This is a genomic window from Candidatus Competibacter denitrificans Run_A_D11 (assembly GCF_001051235.1).
Lineage (GTDB): Bacteria > Pseudomonadota > Gammaproteobacteria > Competibacterales > Competibacteraceae > Competibacter_A > Competibacter_A denitrificans.
In genome coordinates this window covers 85,613-103,271 of sequence record NZ_CBTJ020000040.1, presented here as the reverse complement: position 1 = coordinate 103,271, position 17,659 = coordinate 85,613, and the positions used below count along the sequence as shown (strand labels likewise).

The 17,659-nt window shown below is 59.5% G+C and carries 16 protein-coding genes; 5 read left to right on the top strand and 11 right to left on the bottom strand.

The genetic code is table 11. The features are described 5' to 3' along the window. Positions 1–5 precede the first annotated feature (5 nt). The 10 genes from BN873_RS08785 to fliE all read right to left on the bottom strand — a co-directional run bounded on the left by BN873_RS08785 (position 6) and on the right by fliE (position 12,669). Entirely contained in the window at positions 6–1,316 is a 1,311-nt protein-coding gene (locus tag BN873_RS08785; RefSeq protein ID WP_102047015.1) for a polysaccharide deacetylase family protein, read from the bottom strand. Positions 1,317–1,732: 416 nt separating this feature from the next. Next, positions 1,733–2,623 carry a polyphosphate kinase 2 family protein gene (locus tag BN873_RS08780; RefSeq protein WP_048672996.1) on the bottom strand — a complete coding sequence of 297 codons (891 nt, stop codon included), beginning with the start codon at positions 2,621–2,623 and terminating at the stop codon, positions 1,733–1,735. A 122-nt stretch (positions 2,624–2,745) separates the two neighbouring features. After that, entirely contained in the window at positions 2,746–4,395 is a 1,650-nt protein-coding gene (locus BN873_RS08775; protein ID WP_048672956.1) for an NAD(P)-binding protein, read from the bottom strand. Between the two features lie 211 nt (positions 4,396–4,606). Continuing rightward, positions 4,607–6,868 carry a flagellar hook-length control protein FliK gene (locus tag BN873_RS08770; RefSeq protein WP_048672954.1) on the bottom strand — a complete coding sequence of 754 codons (2,262 nt, stop codon included), beginning with the start codon at positions 6,866–6,868 and terminating at the stop codon, positions 4,607–4,609. Between the two features lie 39 nt (positions 6,869–6,907). Continuing rightward, a complete protein-coding gene (gene fliJ / locus BN873_RS08765; RefSeq protein WP_048672952.1) occupies positions 6,908–7,381 on the bottom strand; it encodes a flagellar export protein FliJ in 474 nt (157 codons plus the stop codon). A 12-nt stretch (positions 7,382–7,393) separates the two neighbouring features. After that, positions 7,394–8,764 (bottom strand): flagellar protein export ATPase FliI, encoded by a 1,371-nt coding sequence (gene fliI, locus BN873_RS08760; protein WP_048672950.1) that lies wholly within the window; start codon positions 8,762–8,764, stop codon positions 7,394–7,396. Then, positions 8,742–9,533, bottom strand: a complete 792-nt coding sequence (locus tag BN873_RS08755; RefSeq protein WP_048672948.1) for a flagellar assembly protein FliH — start codon at positions 9,531–9,533, stop codon at positions 8,742–8,744. The genes fliI and BN873_RS08755 overlap by 23 nt, the downstream gene beginning before the upstream one ends. Continuing rightward, positions 9,526–10,536, bottom strand: coding sequence for a flagellar motor switch protein FliG (gene fliG / locus BN873_RS08750; protein WP_048672947.1), 1,011 nt, complete (start codon positions 10,534–10,536; stop codon positions 9,526–9,528). Before fliG ends, BN873_RS08755 begins: the two co-directional genes overlap by 8 nt. A gap of 3 nt (positions 10,537–10,539) precedes the next feature. Then, positions 10,540–12,297, bottom strand: coding sequence for a flagellar basal-body MS-ring/collar protein FliF (gene fliF / locus BN873_RS08745; RefSeq protein WP_048672945.1), 1,758 nt, complete (start codon positions 12,295–12,297; stop codon positions 10,540–10,542). Positions 12,298–12,345: 48 nt separating this feature from the next. Continuing rightward, positions 12,346–12,669 carry a flagellar hook-basal body complex protein FliE gene (gene fliE, locus BN873_RS08740; RefSeq protein WP_053085278.1) on the bottom strand — a complete coding sequence of 108 codons (324 nt, stop codon included), beginning with the start codon at positions 12,667–12,669 and terminating at the stop codon, positions 12,346–12,348. A 23-nt stretch (positions 12,670–12,692) separates the two neighbouring features. Between fliE and BN873_RS20375 the strand changes: the two genes are divergently transcribed. Continuing rightward, positions 12,693–12,857 (top strand): hypothetical protein, encoded by a 165-nt coding sequence (locus tag BN873_RS20375; protein WP_171820442.1) that lies wholly within the window; start codon positions 12,693–12,695, stop codon positions 12,855–12,857. On the opposite strand, the gene BN873_RS08735 is transcribed toward BN873_RS20375, so the two are convergent. Beyond that, entirely contained in the window at positions 12,847–14,313 is a 1,467-nt protein-coding gene (locus BN873_RS08735) for a sigma-54 dependent transcriptional regulator (RefSeq protein ID WP_048672942.1), read from the bottom strand. The two genes, BN873_RS20375 and BN873_RS08735, sit on opposite strands and share 11 nt — an antisense overlap. 300 nt (positions 14,314–14,613) lie before the next feature. On the opposite strand from BN873_RS08735, the gene arsS reads away from it, so the two are divergent. The 4 genes from arsS (at position 14,614) to BN873_RS08715 (ending at position 17,611) form a co-directional block, all read left to right on the top strand. Continuing rightward, positions 14,614–15,582, top strand: coding sequence for an arsenosugar biosynthesis radical SAM (seleno)protein ArsS (gene arsS, locus BN873_RS08730; RefSeq protein ID WP_048672941.1), 969 nt, complete (start codon positions 14,614–14,616; stop codon positions 15,580–15,582). A 124-nt stretch (positions 15,583–15,706) separates the two neighbouring features. Beyond that, the gene (locus tag BN873_RS08725; protein WP_048672937.1) at positions 15,707–16,357 is read left to right on the top strand and encodes a hypothetical protein; all 651 of its coding nucleotides are present in this window, start codon (positions 15,707–15,709) and stop codon (positions 16,355–16,357) included. A 39-nt stretch (positions 16,358–16,396) separates the two neighbouring features. Continuing rightward, complete coding sequence (locus BN873_RS08720) at positions 16,397–16,612, top strand: hypothetical protein (protein ID WP_374727159.1); 216 nt, start codon at positions 16,397–16,399, stop codon at positions 16,610–16,612. Between the two features lie 96 nt (positions 16,613–16,708). Continuing rightward, a complete protein-coding gene (locus tag BN873_RS08715) occupies positions 16,709–17,611 on the top strand; it encodes a hydroxymethylglutaryl-CoA lyase (protein WP_048672934.1) in 903 nt (300 codons plus the stop codon). The last annotated feature ends 48 nt before the right edge of the window (positions 17,612–17,659 follow it).

Sequence of the window (17,659 nt, the reverse complement as noted above, 5' to 3'; positions counted from 1 at the left end):
TTGTTTCAGGATTCCGGTGAATCGAGCAGGGTAGAGCCATTCGACGACGGTGGTGCGCTATCGTCTGATGGTGTCGGCACAACGGCCTCCTCGGTCGCAGTTTCCACCGCCACCGGTACGGCATACAACCGGTCGCCTAGCAAAGCCTTGGCCTCGCCCAAATGCCAAGCCACACTGTCCAAATCAGCGTGCGATTTGTGGACCCAGGCTTCTCCCCAGTAAAAGTTGCAACTGGTCTCGGCGCGTAACAGCCGCCAATGTGCTTCAGCCATAATCCGCGCCAGTTCTGGATTAGGATCGTTGGCTAGCGCAACGGCATCCGCAACCCTGTGAAAATCCTGACTCAAATCATGCACGCGCACCATGGTGTCGCGCTGAATCCACGAACCTTGCCACTGGTGGAAATCCCAGCCGTGGTGAGCATCGGTGTTCCAGGCACCGCGCCGGACAGTAACCTGACCATGCGCACCGAAGCGGTCCAGATATTCCGTGATGAAGATGGGGCGCATTGCCGAATGTCCGGCTCTGATTTCCTCCATCGCTTCATGGTAGAAATAATTCCAGAAATTGGCCTTTTCCGAAACGTTGCGGAACCAGCCGCCGTTGTCGCCGTCGGTGGCCGTCGCCACCAGGGGCGGAAAATCGCACCATTTGGTGCGCTCGTGCAGCTCGTGATGGAACCAGCCGTAATCCATGCCAGACAGTTGGGCATCGGACAGTTCGCGGTCACGCGGGATAATGACGATTTGCTCACCGCCGTATTCCGCAATATGTGGCCGGTAGCGCAGTTCCTGCCAGTTCATCGAATCCACCGGATCGACATACTCGCAATCGACCATGACGTAGCGATAGCCAGCTTTTTTCAAATGGGGAATCAGCCGCATGTCGAAACCCATCTCCGGCGGCCAGAAGCCGTTGAACTGGGGCCGCCACAGCAGATGACGAGCGATGGCTTGCCAACGGGCGATGTGCTCATCCCAATCCGCTTCCGGGATCAGCGCCAGCACCGGGTGGTAATAACCGGTGCCGAGGATTTCGAACAGTTGCTGGTTTTGCAGGTGCCAAAGCAGTTTGCCGCAATCGACCACGCCGTACATCCGGCTTTGGAAATCCGGGTTGGAGAGCGTTTCCAACAGCGTGCCGGAGAGGGAGAGATGCACGCGGGCGATGTCTTGATAAGGCCACAACATGCGCGGCATCCGGTCATAGGCAAACAGGATTTCCTTGACTTCCCATTCATTGGTGTCGAGCAGGTTTTCCAGATTGCGGGGGGGTTGGTGCATATTCAGCACTAGAGCATGATAAATTTCTCGCACCGCGTGTCTCCTCTAAGGTGTGATGGGAATGCTCAAGATCTTTTGTAGATTCTAAAAATGCAAAAACCGGCAACACACTGTAGGCGGCGGTTGTGATAGCCAAGTTTTGGCCATCAAGATCGCTCGTCGCTGCTAGCGGGTCGCCGGCAATGTATGCGCTTTCGGATGGAAGGTCTATCCGGCCGATAAGCGAATGGAAGGATTAAGATTCCTTGCTGTCTTTCTTAGTCTTTTTCTCGGCTCTCTTTTCCTTGATCGTCTTCGTCGGTTTCTTCTTGGTTTCTTTTTTGATGTCGGCGCTTTTACTCATCGCTATCTCCTCATGGGTGGATTACGTCTTGATGTGCGACGTTGCGTTAGGTCGGCCCAGATTGAGCGACCATTGGTGATGACGGTTCAGTTAGCGCTTGATCGCCTCAGCTTTCAGTTTCCAGCATCTTGCGGATGGCCAACAATTCCTGGCGCCGTTCCTCGCTCACGTCAGGGTAGCGCAGATTCAGGTTTTTTAAGGTATGGATAATGATTTCCGAAACGGCAATTCGGGTAAACCATTTGGCATCGGCAGGAATGACGAACCAAGGCGCCCATTCGGTGCTGGTATGGTTGAAGCACTCTTCGTAAGCGTGCTGGTAATCGTCCCAAAACCCTCTTTCCTTGACATCGGTCGGAGAAAACTTCCAATTCTTCTCAGGTTCGTCGATGCGGGCTAGGAAGCGTTGGCGTTGCTCTTCCTTGGAGACGTTCAGGAAAAACTTCAGCACGATAATCCCGTTTTGCACCAAGTATTTCTCGAAACCGTTGATTTGTTCGTAACGGGTTTGCCAGATGTGCTCGCGGGCTGCCGCCGGGAGTTTCTCGGCATTGAGAAATTCGGGATGCACGCGCACCACCAGCACTTCTTCATAGTAGGAGCGGTTGAAGATCCCAATCCGACCGCGTTCCGGCAACGCCTTCATGGAGCGCCACAGATAATCGTGATCCAGTTCCTCGTTGGACGGCACTTTGAAACTGAAAACCTGGCAACCCTGGGGATTGACGCCGGACATGACATGCTTGATGGCGCCATCCTTGCCAGCCGCGTCCATCGCCTGAAAGATGACTAGCAAGGCATAGGTATCTTGCGCATAGAGAACATCCTGATAAGTCGCCAATTGCTCGCTATTTTCTTCCAGCTTACGCGCTGCCTCTTTCTTACCCTTGAAACCGGCGGTAAACGTGGGATCGTAGTCTTTGCGCAGCACGATCTTTTTGCCGGGCGGCACCATGATCTTCTTCAGAGGCAACTCCAGCGTGGCATCCTCGCTCATTTTGACGGTTAGAGTCTGGTCGGGATCGAACGCGGGATTGATCATATCGGGATGTCCAGGCGAAGTAAGCGGGATCACGGGGTCTGATGGCTTTAGTCAGGCTATCTTAACAAAACTGTAGCTTATATCCCGACCGAAGAGGAATAGTCGATGCCAAGCTGTTGCAGCGCCTGCTCCGCTGCCCGCACGCCACGGTAGTTGGCCTCTTCAAAAATCGAATAACCGCTGAGATCAGAATGGGCGAACAGCACGCGATCCTGCAAGCGGGCCAACTGGTGTCGTGCTTCGCCCCAGACAAAGCCCGGTCGGGGTCGCACCATGGCATGGCCCCAGCGCATCACATCCAGTCGGGTGACGAGTTGGCGAATGTTGGGATGTGGTCGGGAGAGATCACGCAAAATGTGCTCCGCCCAGGTTGCCCACGGAGTTTCCAACAAGCGCTGCCGCTCTTGCTGGGGCGGGCCGTCACACAGCGCCTGATACCAGGTGAACACAGTTTGTTGGGAATGCGCGGTCAGGTGTTGGTGGGTAGCGACCACGTAACCCAGCGCCTCGCTGTCATACAGTACATTATCCCATGACAGCGGTGCGCCGCGCCGTTCTTCCGGCAATGCACGCAAGCTCAGATTGGCAACCAGCCATGGGGCATACTGAAACTCACCGATGGCGGCTGTCAGGTCCGCTGACAGTTCCCGAAAGAGTTGAGGAAGCTGAAACACCGGCGCTGCCCAAATAACCGTTTGTGCCCGATGTCGAATCGAGCGATTTTCCTGCGATAGCCAGGCGTCAACCGCCATATCTCGATCCCTCTCGGCAATGCGCCAGACCAGTGCGTGGGTGATCAGGTGCGCGGCCAATCGTTCCCGCAGCCGCTCCACAAGCCAACCGTTCCCTTCCGGCCAAGTCAGTACATCGTCACTATCGGCGTCCTGAGCCAGCGCATCCCGGCTAGCAAAATAGTGAATCCCCATCCAGGCCGAGGTTTGGTCATGGCGACAGCCGTAATCATCGCGGCAGGCGTAATTGACATACCAGTGCAGCGGCTCTGAATCCAAACCCTGTTGCAGCAGAAAATCGCGCATGGATAACCGATCCAGCGCTAACAGATCAGGATCACGGGCGCTCAAGTCGCTGGGAATGGCGAAGGCTTTGCGACCGTCCGCGCCACGGCGGGCCTTGAAAGTGGCCATCAGGTCTTGAAAGCGTCGGTACTGATCCAGATCGCGTTGCCGAACGCCGACTTCAGGCCACAAGCCGTCATGCCAGATCCCCTGCGCATACAAGCGCTCCTGCGGCGCGAAGTTGATGGCGCGTTCGTCATAGATCGGTTCGATGGCAAATGGATCGCCGTGCAGCACGCCAACGTCGGCCAGCAGTTCACGGACAGCACGGGATTCTTGCGTGGGGAAGGGCAGATAATGCGCGCCCCAGGGATAAGCGCTGATGGTGTTGCGACCGTAACGAGCGTTACCACCGACTTCGGATTCCAATTCCAAAATAACGAAATCACGAAAACCGCTTTTCAGCAGTTTCCAGCCTGCCGACAGCCCAGCGATGCCACCGCCAACAATCACGACCGGAGTTTTCAGCGTCGCAGTGGCTGCCGGGAAACCACCGCCACGCAGCCGATGGCCGAGGCTATCGGTTGCGCCCACAATAGCGCCTTCGGGCAGAGGTGGGGTTTTAGCCGCAGTGGACCGCCACCAGGCGTGGGCACCGCTCGCCGTGAGCGTGGCAGCGGCCAACGAGCCGAGAAAACCGCGACGGTTCATCGTGCATCCAGGGAACAGGGAAAAAGCATGATGCTACGTGCTGGCCGATGCAGCAAGATGTTCTGAAGCCACGAGGATCAAGCAATCGGGACACGGCCGTGAGGAGCCAGATAGGCCCTGGATGATTACAACGAACTCAAATACGTCTGCCTCGATTTAACGTAACCGAGTCAATTTCCAGATCTTCTCGCAGCCATACCATTCTGCCTGCTCAGGCATAATCGTCCACTGCGCCACGCAAACCACGAGAACGGCTTCGGGGTTGTGCTGTTTCCGCAGGAACTTCGGTATCGGAAGGTGATGGCGTCCTGTTGCGCTCGCGCTGGCCGTAGCCCGATTGCTCCCCGGCGCTGGCTTGATGGCGAGCTAACGATTGATCCGAAACCTGCGCCTGATTTAGGGTGATTCCCTGGCTATCCAGCAGGTCGCGCAGCCGGGGCAGGGCGGTTTCGAGCGCTTCCCGCACCGCTGCCTCGTGACTGAAGAACATGACGCTGGTCTGATTATGGTGCAGCGTCAGCCGCATTTCGAGCGGTCCCAGATCAGGCGGGTTGACCTTGATTTCGGCTTCCTGAAACCGATTGCTGACAGCCCAATCGAGCTGACGGGCCAGGGTACGCTCCCAGTTTTTTTGCTGCAAATCCAGGGTTTCCGGTGCCGTTGGCAGAGGAGTGGGTACGCTGGACGCGGCGGGCCGGGGCGACGTGGCGGTGGAAGAATCGACTCGTGTTAACGGAATAGCAGCGGTTGGGGTTGATTCAGCGATTCGGGTGGTGAGCCCGTTATCAGCGGCGCGCTCTGGAGTCGTGACCGAGGCGGTGGCCGTCGCGGATGAGTTCCAGCGGGTTTCCAACGGCATGGATGCAACCGGCTCCAGATCAGTCATGGCTGGCGATAAATCCGAAGTTTGCCCCCGTTTGTTGCTGGTCGTCGTGCTCTCCCATGGCATCTTAGTGTCCATCGCCGTGCTGGTGCTCGCTGGGGTCGGTTCTTCGGTGAGCAGTGGGCCGCGCGATGGTGCGAAAGGGATGGCGAACAGTGGGTGTCGTTGCAGTCCGGCGCCCGTTGCCGGCTTTGCTTCGGTTTGTGAGCCGTGGGAGGTGGCAGGCGGTCGAACCGCCGCGCTGTCGGTTCCGGTTTCCGTATCGGCAGCGCCCAGAGAGGCTTTGGCTACCGCCGATAAAGACTTCAGCGAATCACCTGGCGGGTTAGGCTGCTGCGCTGTCCCTGGTTGCCGGGTGCGCGCGAGAGACTGGGCCAAGCGTCGTTGCCAGTCGATCCGCTCGTCACTCGCCGCTAGCTCTGTTGCTGGCTGGCTGGTGACTAAGGTGATTGGCTTAGCCAAAACGGTTTCCGCTGCGGCGGTGACGGGAGCGGTCACTGCGTTGACGGTCATTGCTGAAGCAGGCGACGGTTCTAATGTCGCCGCTTTGATGGGTGCGGTCAGGTCCGCGCTGCTTGGCAGCGGGATGCTTGACGCACGATGACTTCCGCTAAGGGCCGAGGTCGATGCCGGGCTGGTGCTGGCAGCGGCAGGTGGGGTAGCTAGCCCATTGGGATCAGGGATCATCTGATGGTGTGCCGGCTCAGTGTGAGAAGGCGCGGCTTGGCGCAAATCAATGGCAAAATCAGCCGCCCGCAGCGTTGCGCTGAGGCTTGATGCTGTCTGATCCGAGAGCGGCACCGGCGGTAAACCGGCCAGGGCCGCTGTCGTGGGTGCTGCCGAGACCAGTGAATCGACACGGCTCGAAGCAGCAAGTATTGGCTCCATCATCTTGGTTGTAGCGCGCTGCCCTTGGTCATCCGTGATCATGGTTTGCTGAATCAGAGCCGGTGGAGCGTCCTCTAAAGGGTTTGTTTGTCCGGCGCTGCCCTCGGTCCACTGAGTCCATGGCGCAAGCTTGGCGGATGACGAGTGGATGCCCTCAAGCGTGCTATCCACCAATGCGGTTTCCGCAGGTGGGCTTGGCAGGTGCTCCGTGCCAAGGGCGCTGCTGTCGCGCAAAGCGGTGCGTGACTCCAAAAACAGCGGCCAACCCAACCAGGCTGCTTCGGCTGCGTGCTCGCTACTGGGGGCGTCTATCGCCTCACCGCTCAGTTCGTCCGATTCACCCGATTCACCCGATTCACCCGATGCGACTCCATCAGTCGTCGGTACCAAGCCCTCCGCCAGCGCCGCTGGCGCCAGTAGTTTGACTGCTTGGTCGAGGCTGGCTGGATCGTTGCTTGCCGGCGTGGGCACTGGGGGCGGCAAGTTATTGATCGTTGATGCCGCTGCTAACTCGCCTACGAGCTGGCCAGGAGCGAGCGGTGCGGCGGGCGTTTGCGCGCTGCCCGCCAGCAATTGGCTGAAGGAAGGTGCGGTGCCCGTTGTTTCCACACCGGCTTCGGCCGAGAGGGTGCTACCGGTTGCCCCGGTGAGGCCGTTCGCTGGGGTGGCTGCCAATAAACTGGCTAATTCAAGCTGTGCCATGGCATCGCTCCCGTCGGCAAGATTCGCTGATTTCACCGATCATTCGGATGTTGCCTCATCCGCTGATCGTGTCCGAGCGCTGGCGCGTTGTAAGTTGCGTTCGTCGCTATCACGTTGAGCGCGCTGATCCTCTCGCTTGCGCTGCGCGTCCTGATCGCGTGCCAACACCTCTTGGAGTGCTTTGGTTCTGGCGTGCGTTTGCACCCAGTGCTGACGCTTGTGTTGGAGATCCTCCCGCAAGCGCTCCTGTTGATGTTTCGATTCGGTGATGCCGTGATCCAAGCTGTTCAGGAAGGCAGCGTAATCCTGGAATCGGCGGGCGGTGATGCCGCCACTTCCCCCTTCGGCCTCGAACTGCACCGCATATTCGCCGCGAAATAGCAGTAACTGTTGTAAGCGCGTCTCTTGTTCGCGCAGATTGCGTTGCGACTCCGCCAATAATTTGACGGCTTGGTCCTCTCGAGAACGAGCCACATCGACCGCTGCTTGCAATGGATGAGCTTTGCCGGCCACGGTGCATTCCCTTTATTTACCCTTAGAATCTTTAGGCCGAGGTTGCAGCACGGTTTCCAGCCCTTGCAGACTGTCGGCCAAGGTTACCTGCTCATCGGTGCGTTGCATCAGAAACTGCTTGAGGCGCGGATAATAGTCGCGGGCCTCGTCCACAGCCGGATCGCTGCCGGCCACGTAGGCGCCGACATTGATCAAATCCCGGTGTTGTTCATAGGTCGAGTAAATATGCTTGAAGCGGCGGGCCAGTTGCTGATGGCGGACTGTGCTGATCTGCGGCATCACCCGGCTGATTGAGGCTTCGATGTCGATGGCGGGATAATGGCCAGCTTCCGCCAAGCGGCGCGACAGCACCACATGGCCATCCAGAATGGCTCGTGCCGCGTCGGCGATGGGGTCCTGCTGATCGTCGCCTTCAGCCAAAACCGTATAGAAAGCGGTGATCGAACCGCCACCGGTATCGTTGCCAGCTCGCTCTACCAGGCGGGGCAGCTTGGCGAAGACCGACGGCGGATAGCCCTTGGTTGCCGGAGGTTCGCCGATGGCCAGGGCGATCTCGCGCTGCGCCTGCGCGTAGCGGGTCAAGGAATCCATCAACAGCAAGACCTGGCGACCGGAATCGCGGAAATGTTCAGCAATGCGAGTGGCCAGCGCCGCACCGTGCAGGCGCTTGAGCGGGGGATCGTCGGCGGGCGCCGCAACCACCACAGCGCGCGCCATGCCTTCCGGGCCAAGGATCTCCTGAATGAACTCCTGGACCTCGCGGCCGCGCTCACCGATCAAACCGACCACCACCACTTCAGCGTTGGTGAAGCGTGTCATCATTCCCAGCAGCACGCTCTTACCGACGCCAGAGCCGGCGAACAGACCCATGCGTTGGCCTCGTCCCACCGAGAGCAGGGCGTTAATCGCACGTACCCCCACATCCAGTGCTTCGCGGATCGGTTTGCGCATCAATGGGTTGATGGTTTTGCCGCTCATCGACGCCCATTGCACCGGCGGTGGTGCCAATCCATCCAAAAACCGACCGGAGCCATCGAGCACTCGACCGAGCAACGCATCACCGACCGGAGCCTGACTGGCCCCGCCGGTGGGAATGACCCGCGCGTTGGGCATCAGGCCGTAGATGTCGCTACTGGGCATCAGGAACAGCTTGCCGCCGGCAAAGCCGACCACTTCGGCTTCAAAACGACCCCCATCTGGGTTGACAACCAGGCAATGGGCGCCAATCGGCGCAACACAACCGGCGGCTTCCAAGGTGAGGCCGACCAGGCGTGTCAACTGCCCTTCGACCACCAGCTTGGGGGTATTAACGATCCGCGCCCGCCGCTGACCCAGCCGTGCCACCCACTCGTGGCCCCGATCAATTGTGGGGAGATTTGCCATTTTGCTCACGCTCGTCTCCCAATACCGTGGCGATGACCGCACCCAACCGTTTTTCCAAGGTGGCGTCAATCCGCGACAGCTCGGAATTCACAATGCAGCCACCCCGGCTGAGGGTCTGATCTTCAACGATCCGCCAGACCGGCTCGTCCTCGCGGCCCAGGGTTAGGACTTCCCGGATCAGCCGGGCATCTTCAGGATGCAAACGGACCTGTACACCGGGACTGGCGACCGGCAATAGGCCCACCGCCTCTCGCACCACCGGCACGATTTCGCCCGGTGAAATGTGCAGTTCGCGGCGTATCAACCGGCGAGCGATTTGGGTGGCCAACCAACTTAGCTCCTCTTCGACCGCCGTATCCAACTGCTCCAGCGGATGGCTCAAAAACCCAAGGATCTGATCCAGCGCCTGGATGCGCAACAAGACTTCATCGCGGCCACCCGCCAAGCCTTCGGCGTAGCCGCGCTGATAGCCTTCGGCATGGCCTTCTTGCTGGCCCTTCTTGTAACCTTGCTCGCGGCCTTCGCGGCGGCCTTCCTGATAACCGCCGGCAAAACCTTCTTCATGGGCTTCGCGCTGAATCGTTTCGATTTCCTCTAGCGTGGGCAGGGCGGTGCTCGGTTTTCCGGGCTTGGATGATTTGAGTGGGCGGGCATTGCCATCACCGGCACTGGCTGCCGGTGGGGGTTCAGGTTCGGGCGATTGATCGACGCTGGGCATCTCCCAGCGCTGGTAGGCGGTTAGCTGGTCACCGGCAATGATCTTAGACAAGCTCGTCTCCCTTGCTGCTCAAGGTGATTTCCCCGGCCTCCGCCAACCGTTTAGCGGTGGTCATAATTTCTTTCTGCGCCGCTTCCACGTCGCTGAGCTTGACCGGCGGCATCGCTTCAAGATCGTCGCGCAACAGCTCAGCCGCACGCTTGGACATGTTGCCCATGATCTTCTGCTGGACGGCGGCATCGGCACCGCGCAAGGCGATCATCAACTGGTCGGAAGCGATCTCGCGCAGCAGCGTTTGGATATCGCGGTCGCTTAGCCCGATCAGGTTGTCGAACACCACCATCAGTTCTTCGATCTTGTCGCCGAGGTCGGTGTCCACTTCCTTGATCTTGTCGAGAATCTGGCCTTCGATGGCGGCGTCCAGGCGGCCGAGGATTTCGGCGGCGCGCTTGGGACCGCCGATCTTGGCGGTGGCAGCGGCATTGATGTTGCGCATCACTTGCTTCTCGATCAGCTCGTTCAATTCCGCCAGTGCCCCGGCCGGGATCTCATCAAGGATCGCTACCCGCAACAGCGCTTCATCGCGCACCGGCGCCGGCAGCAGGTTGACAACCTGGGCCGCCTGTTCGGGCGGCAATGAAGACAGTACCAATGCGACGACTTGCGGGTGTTCTTCACGCAGACCGCCAGCGATGGAACTGGCGTCCAGCCACTTCAGCGAATCGACCCCGGAATGCTCTTCGGGATTGAAAATATGTTCCAGGATACCTCTGGCCTTTTCCCGTCCCAGCGCGCGGTTGATGACGCCGCGAATATAATTTTCACCGTCGGACACCAGCGAGGTTTGGTTGTCCACTTCATCATTGAAGGACTGGACGATTTCGCCCAACTGGGTGCGATTGACATTCGCCAGATTGGCCATTGCGACCCCCAGCTTGTGCAACTCGTGCGGGTCCAGGTGGCGGAGAATTTCGGCGGCGTGACTTTCGCCCAGCGCCATCAGCATGACGGCCGCTCGGTCAACGCCTTTGAATTCGACGGTGAGTTCGTTCATCGCTTAGCTCTCGCTGGCCAGCCAGCCACGGATGACCTGGACGGCGCGCTTGGGGTCCTCGGCCACCAGGGAGCGAGCCAATTCCATGCGCTCTTCCAACTGTTCGGCGGACGGTCCAGTCAGACTCTTGGGGCGGGTATTTTCCATAATACCCCCGATGTGGACTTGATCTTCCAGCAAGCCTTCCACGCCTTCTTCAGGCGCGGGTAGCGCGGTGGGGGTCTCATTGGCTTCCAAGGCGCGTTGGGCTGTGGCCGGCGTGGCCAGCGCGCGACGCAGCAGCGGCCGTACCACCAGCACCAACACGGCTAACGACAGCACCCCAACCACACCCCACTTGACCAGTTCCAGGAACCAGGGCTGCTGCCACATCGGCAACGGCGGCTCATCGGCCCCCGCCGGCGCAAAAGCGGCATTGAGTACGTTCACGCTGTCACCACGTTCGGCATTAAAACCGACCGCTTGCTTGACCAGAGCGGTGATGCGCTCGATTTCTTCGGCGCTTAAGGGTTTGCGCACCGGTTGGCCGGCTTCCAGGGTGGTACGGTCGTCAACGACGACGGCCGCCGATACCCGGACGAGCCGTCCTGGCACAGCCCGGCTATGCGTCACCCGCTTGTCAAGCTCATAGTTGCGGGTGGTTTCCTTGCGGGTGGGGGTGGCCACTGTATTGGATGCGCTCTGCGGCGGTGCCGTGGTGCCCGGTGTAGCCGGCGTTTGTGGCGCCTGGGCCGGGTTGGCCGGGTTGGCCGCAGTCGTTTCCGGCGCGGTCGCCACACCCGGCGGTTGGTTGGAGAGCGCACCCGGAATACCGGCAGCCTGTGGTCGGGGCTGGGTTTCCTCCAGCAGTTGCTCGCTGCGGACGGGGCGGGGTTCCTGGCGAGGTTCGTAGCGCTCGGCGGTTTCCTCGCTGGCGGTGAAATCGAGATCCAGGGCGACTTGGGCACGGACGCGGCCTGCGCCCCACAGCGGTGCCAGTAAATCTTCAACCCGCCGCGCATAGCGCTCTTCCAGCCGGCGGGTGTATTCCAATTGATCAAGATTGAGATTGCTGCCGTCTTCCCGTTCGGGCCGAGTTAGCAAATTGCCGGCTTGATCAATGACCGACACCTTGTCAGGACTGAGCTTGGGAACACTGGAGGCGATCAAATGAACGATGGCGGCGACTTGACCAGCGTCGAGCGTCCGCCCCGGATGCAGCCGTACCAGCACCGACGCGGTAGGCGGCTGTTGCTGGCGGGCGAACACCGTTTCCTTGGGAAAGGCTAAATGAATGCGGGCGGCTTCGACTGACCCGATGGTCATCACCGAGCGGGCCAGCTCGCCTTCCAATGCGTGCTGATAACGCGCTGTTTCCATGAATTGGCTAACGCCAAAACTGTTTTTTTGCTCAAGGGCTTCCAGGCCGTTGACGGTGCCGCGTGGCAAGCCTTGACCGGCCAGTTTCAGGCGGGCTTGATGAACTTGATCAGCCGGTACTAACAGAGCGCCGCTGCGCGGATCGATCTTGAAGGGAATGGCAGCCTTTTGCAGGGCTTCCATGATTTGACCGGCATCGGCTTCGGCCAAACCTCGGTAGAGTGCATCATAGGTCGGCGTGTTGAGCCAAAGCGCGCCAGCCACCATCAGCGCCAGCAGCGCTGCCAGCCCGGCCAGAATGCCGATCTGCGCCGGCCCCGGCCGACGGAATTTTGCCAGTGCGGCTCGCCAGTCGATGCCGGCTGAGGGATTGGGGATCGGTGGGTTACTTGCTCCAGCCACGGCGCGTTCCTTCTGAAACGTCTTGTGCGATTAAGCGAGTCGGCCCGTTCAGATCGGCATATTCATGATGTCTTGATAGGCCGAAACCAGCTTGTTACGCACCTGTAGAGCGGTTTGGAACGTTAGCCGAGCCTGCTGCTGGGCTACCATGACACCGGCCAGATCCTGCTCCTGGCCGGCTTCGAACGATTCGGCCAAGCCGGTAGCGCGCTGTTGTGAACCATTGACATTGGCCAACATGGCTTTGAGGGTCTCGGCGAAATCAGCCGACTCGTCGGTCCCGGCGCTAGTCGCAGCGGATAGACTGCTGGTGGACGTTGCCGTTGAACGTAAGCCAGTGGTCAAGGTGTGGGTTGTATCAATGGCGGTCATCGGTTCCTGCTCCCTAGAATGGGTTGAAAATCGCCGGCAAGGCGAATGGCAAGCCGAATAAAGCAAAAACCGTGCCTTCAAGAAAACTGCTGCATGACAAGGCGTTATTGAAAGCCGCTTGTGGACGCCAATTATTTGGCGAAGGTGATGAGCCTCTCGACCGCCAACGTTTCGACATCAGTCGCTGAGATCATCGTCGCCACGCCGGATGTTGTACTTGCGCATTTTTTCGACCAGGGTCGTGCGGCGCATCTTCAGGAGGGAAGCCGCATGGGCGACGACGCCATCGGCCTTTTCCAGCGCGGAGTGAATCAGGGAGGATTCCAGATCAGCAATATGCTCCCGCAAGTCAAGGCCTTCCGGCGGCAGGGTGGCCGGTTCGCTGGCTGTGGCGCGGGTGGTGGGGATTGTGGTGGTATCCTCGACCTCGGCCATGACTGAGGCCACCGAGATCGGCTCCAGCGGGGCGTGAGCGCGGAATTTGACGGGTAAATCACCGGTATCGATCTGGCCGTTCGGTTTGAGGATAGCCAAACGCTCCATCAGATTGGCCAGCTCGCGGACGTTGCCGGGCCAGTGGTAGTGGCTAAGACTCCGCACGGCGGCCGCCGTCAGTGCAATGCGTACACCGCCTTGTTCATGGGCCATGCGCTCGATCAATTCTTCCACCAGCTTGGGCAAATCCTCGATCCGCTCGCGCAGCGACGGGATTTCGATGGGAAAAACGTTCAGCCGGTAATAGAGATCTTCACGGAAATCGCCGGTCTTGATCATCTCCTCCAGGTTACGGTGAGTGGCGGCCACGATTCGGACATCGGCTTCCAGACTGCGGTCACTGCCGACCCGCTCGAAGACGCGCTCCTGCAACACCCGCAGCAGCTTGACCTGCATGTTGAGCGGCATATCGCCGATCTCGTCCAAAAACAGCGTGCCACCCCGCGCCAGCTCGAACCGGCCGCGACGGGTGGAAATGGCGCCGGTAAAGGCGCCCTTTTCGTGACCAAACAGCTCGCTTTCCAGGAGGTTGTCGGGAATCGCGCCGCAATTGACCGGCACGAATGGGCCTTGAGTGCGGTTGGAGAAGTAATGGATATTACGAGCGACCACTTCTTTGCCGGTGCCCGATTCACCCAGCAGCATCACAGTCGATTCCGACGGTGAAGCGCGTTGGATCAGCTCCCGGACGCGGAGAATCGCCGTGCTGTGACCGGTGAGGCTGCGAAACAGCTCGATGTTGCGCCGGGCCGGTGTGGCGCCAAACCGACCATTGCGTTGGGCGCTGGCTTGGGAGCGGGCCAGGATCTGACTCAGCGGCGCGTGCCGGAACGGGTGAGCCAGGTGGCCGCCACAATTGGCTTCTACCGTGGCCGGCAGGCGCAACGGCTCATCCGCTTTCTCAATTAAAATGATGGGAATACGCGGCGTGAGAGCACGGATTGCGTAGAGGATATCCACCGGGGGTTGGGCACTATCGCCGTGGCTCCCCAGGAAAATGCAACGCAAATCCGAGTTATCTTCGACATGGGCTTGCCAGTTCGAGAATTCAGCGTGCACGACTTGAGGCTCTTCCAGGAACCGTAGTAAAAGGCACAATTCCTCGGCTCGACCGGGTTCGTCATCCAGTACCAACAGCGCGGTATTCATCGGTCGGATCGTCTCGAATGGGTTGAAACACAGCGGCTAATCGACCGGTCAAAGTCGGCAAGCGCGCTCCCACGGGGCAAATCCGTCAAGCATGTCCTGCTCGGAGTCCAATCGATACCGCAATCTTTCGGTAGATTATCTCAAGAACGTTCGATTTCGCCATTATTAAAGGAGACATTAAAGGCGATTTTCCCGGCAGTGGCTGCCTACGCATCCAAACACGATCCGGTTTCGTAAGGGCTGGGAGTGATGCGATGTTTCCTTTAGCGGGCTGATCAGGCCTTTTTTGAGAATAACGCCATGCGTGACACGCTTCCCCTGCTGGTAAAAACCGATTTCCCCGCCATCCACCGAGGTCCGCTGGAGGCGCTGCAAGCAAATCTGGGCTACCGCTGCAACCAGTCTTGCACGCATTGTCATGTGGCGGCCGGGCCGCAGCGAACCGAGGAAATGCGTTGGGAAACCATGGCGTTGCTGTTGCGTTATTTGACGGCCCGGCAGATCACCACCTTGGATTTGACCGGCGGTGCACCGGAGCTGAATCCGTCGTTTCGGCGATTCGTTTCCGATGTTCGCGCGTTGGGTATCCATGTCATCGACCGTTGCAATCTCACGATTCTCAGCGAGACCGGCCAGGAGGATTTGGCATCTTTTCTGGCGGCGCACGCCGTCGAGATCACCGCCTCCTTGCCGTGTTATCTCGAAGAAAACGTTGACCGGCAGCGGGGTAAGGGCGTATTCGAGGCCAGCCTGGCCGGGCTGCGACAGCTCAACCGCTTGGGCTATGGTCAACCGGGCAGCCCCCTGGTGCTGAATCTGGTCTACAACCCGCTGGGTCCAATGCTGCCGCCGGATCAGGCGGGCCTGGAAGCGGCTTATCGTCAGGCGCTGTTAACCCGTTATGGGATTGTATTCACTCGATTGTTTGCATTGGCCAACATGCCCATCCAGCGTTTTGGTAGCCAATTGATAACCAAAGGACAATTCGCCGATTACCTGAATCTGCTCAAAGGGGCGCATCGGGAGGAAAATTTGGATGGGGTCATGTGTCGTAGCCTGATTTCGGTGGATTGGCGAGGTTATGTTTATGATTGCGATTTCAACCAGATGCTGGGATTGCCGCTCGGAACCAACGGAGCAGCAAGCATCCACTTATCCGCGCTGCTGGAGCAAGATTTAATTGGGACTCGCATCCGGGTAGCCGATCATTGTTACGGTTGCACCGCCGGACAAGGCAGCAGTTGCGGTGGCGCACTCGATCCGGCCTAACATTCAGCTTATGTTAATCAGTTATTCCACAACATGGTTGCGAAATTAGCCATAATCGTGTCTAGACGCTCAGCGTCGGACGGATTGATCGGAACCAGCAGGCTGCACGAGGTGAGGAACTAAGATGAAATTGACGAAAATTGCCGTGGTGTTGGGCGCTTTTTTGCTGGTGGGCCAAGCGCCGCTAGCCTTGGCTCAACCCTATCAGTCCGGTTCGCAAGGCCAGCCAGATCGCCCGCCGCCGGACTATCAGGGCCAGTCCGGTTCCCAGCAGGGTCGGCCGGATCGTCCCCCGCAGAATTCGCAAGGCGGTCAGTCCGGTTCCCAGCAGGGCCAACCGGATCGTCCGCCACAGAATTCACAAGGCCAGTCGGGTTCCCAAGGCCAGTCCGGCTCCCAGCAGGGTCGGCCGGATCGTCCGCCGCAGAATTCGCAAGGCGGTCAGTCTGGTTCCCAGCAGGGCCAGCCAGATCGCCCGCCGCAGAATTCGCAGGGCCAGTCGGGTTATCAGGGCCAGTCCGGTTCCCAGCAGGGTCGGCCGGATCGTCCGCCGCAGAATTCGCAGGGCCAGTCGGGTTATCAGGGCCAGCCCAACCGCTATAATCAGACGGAGTATCAGGGACGACCGGATTACGGCGACCGGCAGGATTATTACCGCCGACCGGAGCGGCGTCGGCAAGGTCCGCCAGGCCGGTCGAATCGTCCCTACCCGCCGCCTGGAGGCCCCGGTTTTCCAGGTGGGCCGGGTGGCCCTGACTATTATCAACGATGGTAGAACCTTCTTTTCAGGCCATGCTCCGCCAGGAAGGTGGAGTTGGCCGAACGGGGAGCAGAAACGATGGGCGGTTGGGGTTGTCCGCATGAGTTGAATGGCGTTTGCCAGCATGTCCTGGAGAAAACCTGTAATCCAGGCATGAAAGGCTGTGTGCTGGCCGGCCGCTTCCGCTTCAGTGACGAGACTAAAAACCGACCGCCACGCCCGGTGCGTCGGGGTGACGGTCGAACCGATTCGCACCGCAAAGGGCGCTAAACGCCTAGCCGTTCTCCGAGCGCGGCGCAGGACGGTCGGCTTGCTTGGTGACACAGCGGCAGCCCGACCACGGGGTGATACCAGCCATAAGGACGCATGACCGTGGTCAAGCGCATCAAGATCGTCGAAGTCGGGCCGCGTGACGGCTTGCAAAACGAGCCGAAAATTATCGACACCGCCACCAAGGTGGCCCTAGTCAGCCGACTGGGTGAGGCTGGTCTCAAAGTCATTGAGGCCGCTGCGTTCGTGTCGCCTAAATGGGTGCCACAGATGGCCGATAGCGCTGCCGTCATGGCCGCTATTGAGCGTTTGCCAGGGGTCGCCTATCCGGTGCTCACGCCCAACCTCAAAGGTTTTGAGGCAGCCGTGGCAGCAGGTGCGCGGGAAATCGCCGTCTTCGGTGCCGCCTCCGAGTCCTTCTCCCAAAAGAATATCAACTGCTCGATAGCGGAATCATTGGTACGATTTAAGCCGTTGCTGACGGCGGCAAAGGCGGCAGGGATTCCGGTTCGCGGTTATGTATCCTGTGTGCTGGGTTGCCCCTATGAGGATGCTATTCGGCCTGAAGCGGTTGCCGAGGTGGCGGGCGCGCTGTTTGCCATGGGCTGTTACGAGATCAGCCTCGGCGATACCGTCGGTGTCGGCACGCCGGAGGCCGCCAAGCGGATGATTGCGGCGGTTAGCACCCGCGTGCCGCTCGATTGTCTGGCTGGCCATTACCACGATACCTACGGGATGGCGATTGCCAATATTTATGCCTCCCTGCAATGCGGTGTCACCGTGTTCGACAGTTCAGTGGCGGGGTTGGGTGGCTGCCCTTATGCACAAGGCGCCGCAGGCAATGTCGCCACTGAGGATGTGGTGTATCTGCTGGCGGGATTAGGCATCGAAACGGGTATCGATCTGGATCGCCTATTAGAATGTTCTGCATGGATCAGCCGGTGCCTGGGTCGGGTGCCAGTCTCAAAGGTGGCCCTGGCAAAGGCGGCTAGCCGCTAGCCGATTCGGTCCCCCTGCGCACCGATTGGAGCGAAGCCGATAGACGGT

Excerpts from the sequence above, each read along its gene's own strand:
- BN873_RS08780 (WP_048672996.1), bottom strand. The coding sequence starts at position 2,623 with ATGAGCGAGGATGCCACGCTGGAGTTGCCTCTGAAGAAGATCATGGTG.
- BN873_RS08775 (WP_048672956.1), bottom strand. The coding sequence starts at position 4,395 with ATGAACCGTCGCGGTTTTCTCGGCTCGTTGGCCGCTGCCACGCTCACG.
- BN873_RS08770 (WP_048672954.1), bottom strand. The coding sequence starts at position 6,868 with ATGGCACAGCTTGAATTAGCCAGTTTATTGGCAGCCACCCCAGCGAAC.
- fliI (WP_048672950.1), bottom strand. The coding sequence starts at position 8,764 with ATGGCAAATCTCCCCACAATTGATCGGGGCCACGAGTGGGTGGCACGG.
- fliG (WP_048672947.1), bottom strand. The coding sequence starts at position 10,536 with ATGAACGAACTCACCGTCGAATTCAAAGGCGTTGACCGAGCGGCCGTC.
- fliE (WP_053085278.1), bottom strand. The coding sequence starts at position 12,669 with ATGACCGCCATTGATACAACCCACACCTTGACCACTGGCTTACGTTCA.
- BN873_RS08735 (WP_048672942.1), bottom strand. The coding sequence starts at position 14,313 with ATGAATACCGCGCTGTTGGTACTGGATGACGAACCCGGTCGAGCCGAG.
- arsS (WP_048672941.1), top strand. The coding sequence starts at position 14,614 with ATGCGTGACACGCTTCCCCTGCTGGTAAAAACCGATTTCCCCGCCATC.
- BN873_RS08725 (WP_048672937.1), top strand. The coding sequence starts at position 15,707 with ATGAAATTGACGAAAATTGCCGTGGTGTTGGGCGCTTTTTTGCTGGTG.
- BN873_RS08715 (WP_048672934.1), top strand. The coding sequence starts at position 16,709 with ATGACCGTGGTCAAGCGCATCAAGATCGTCGAAGTCGGGCCGCGTGAC.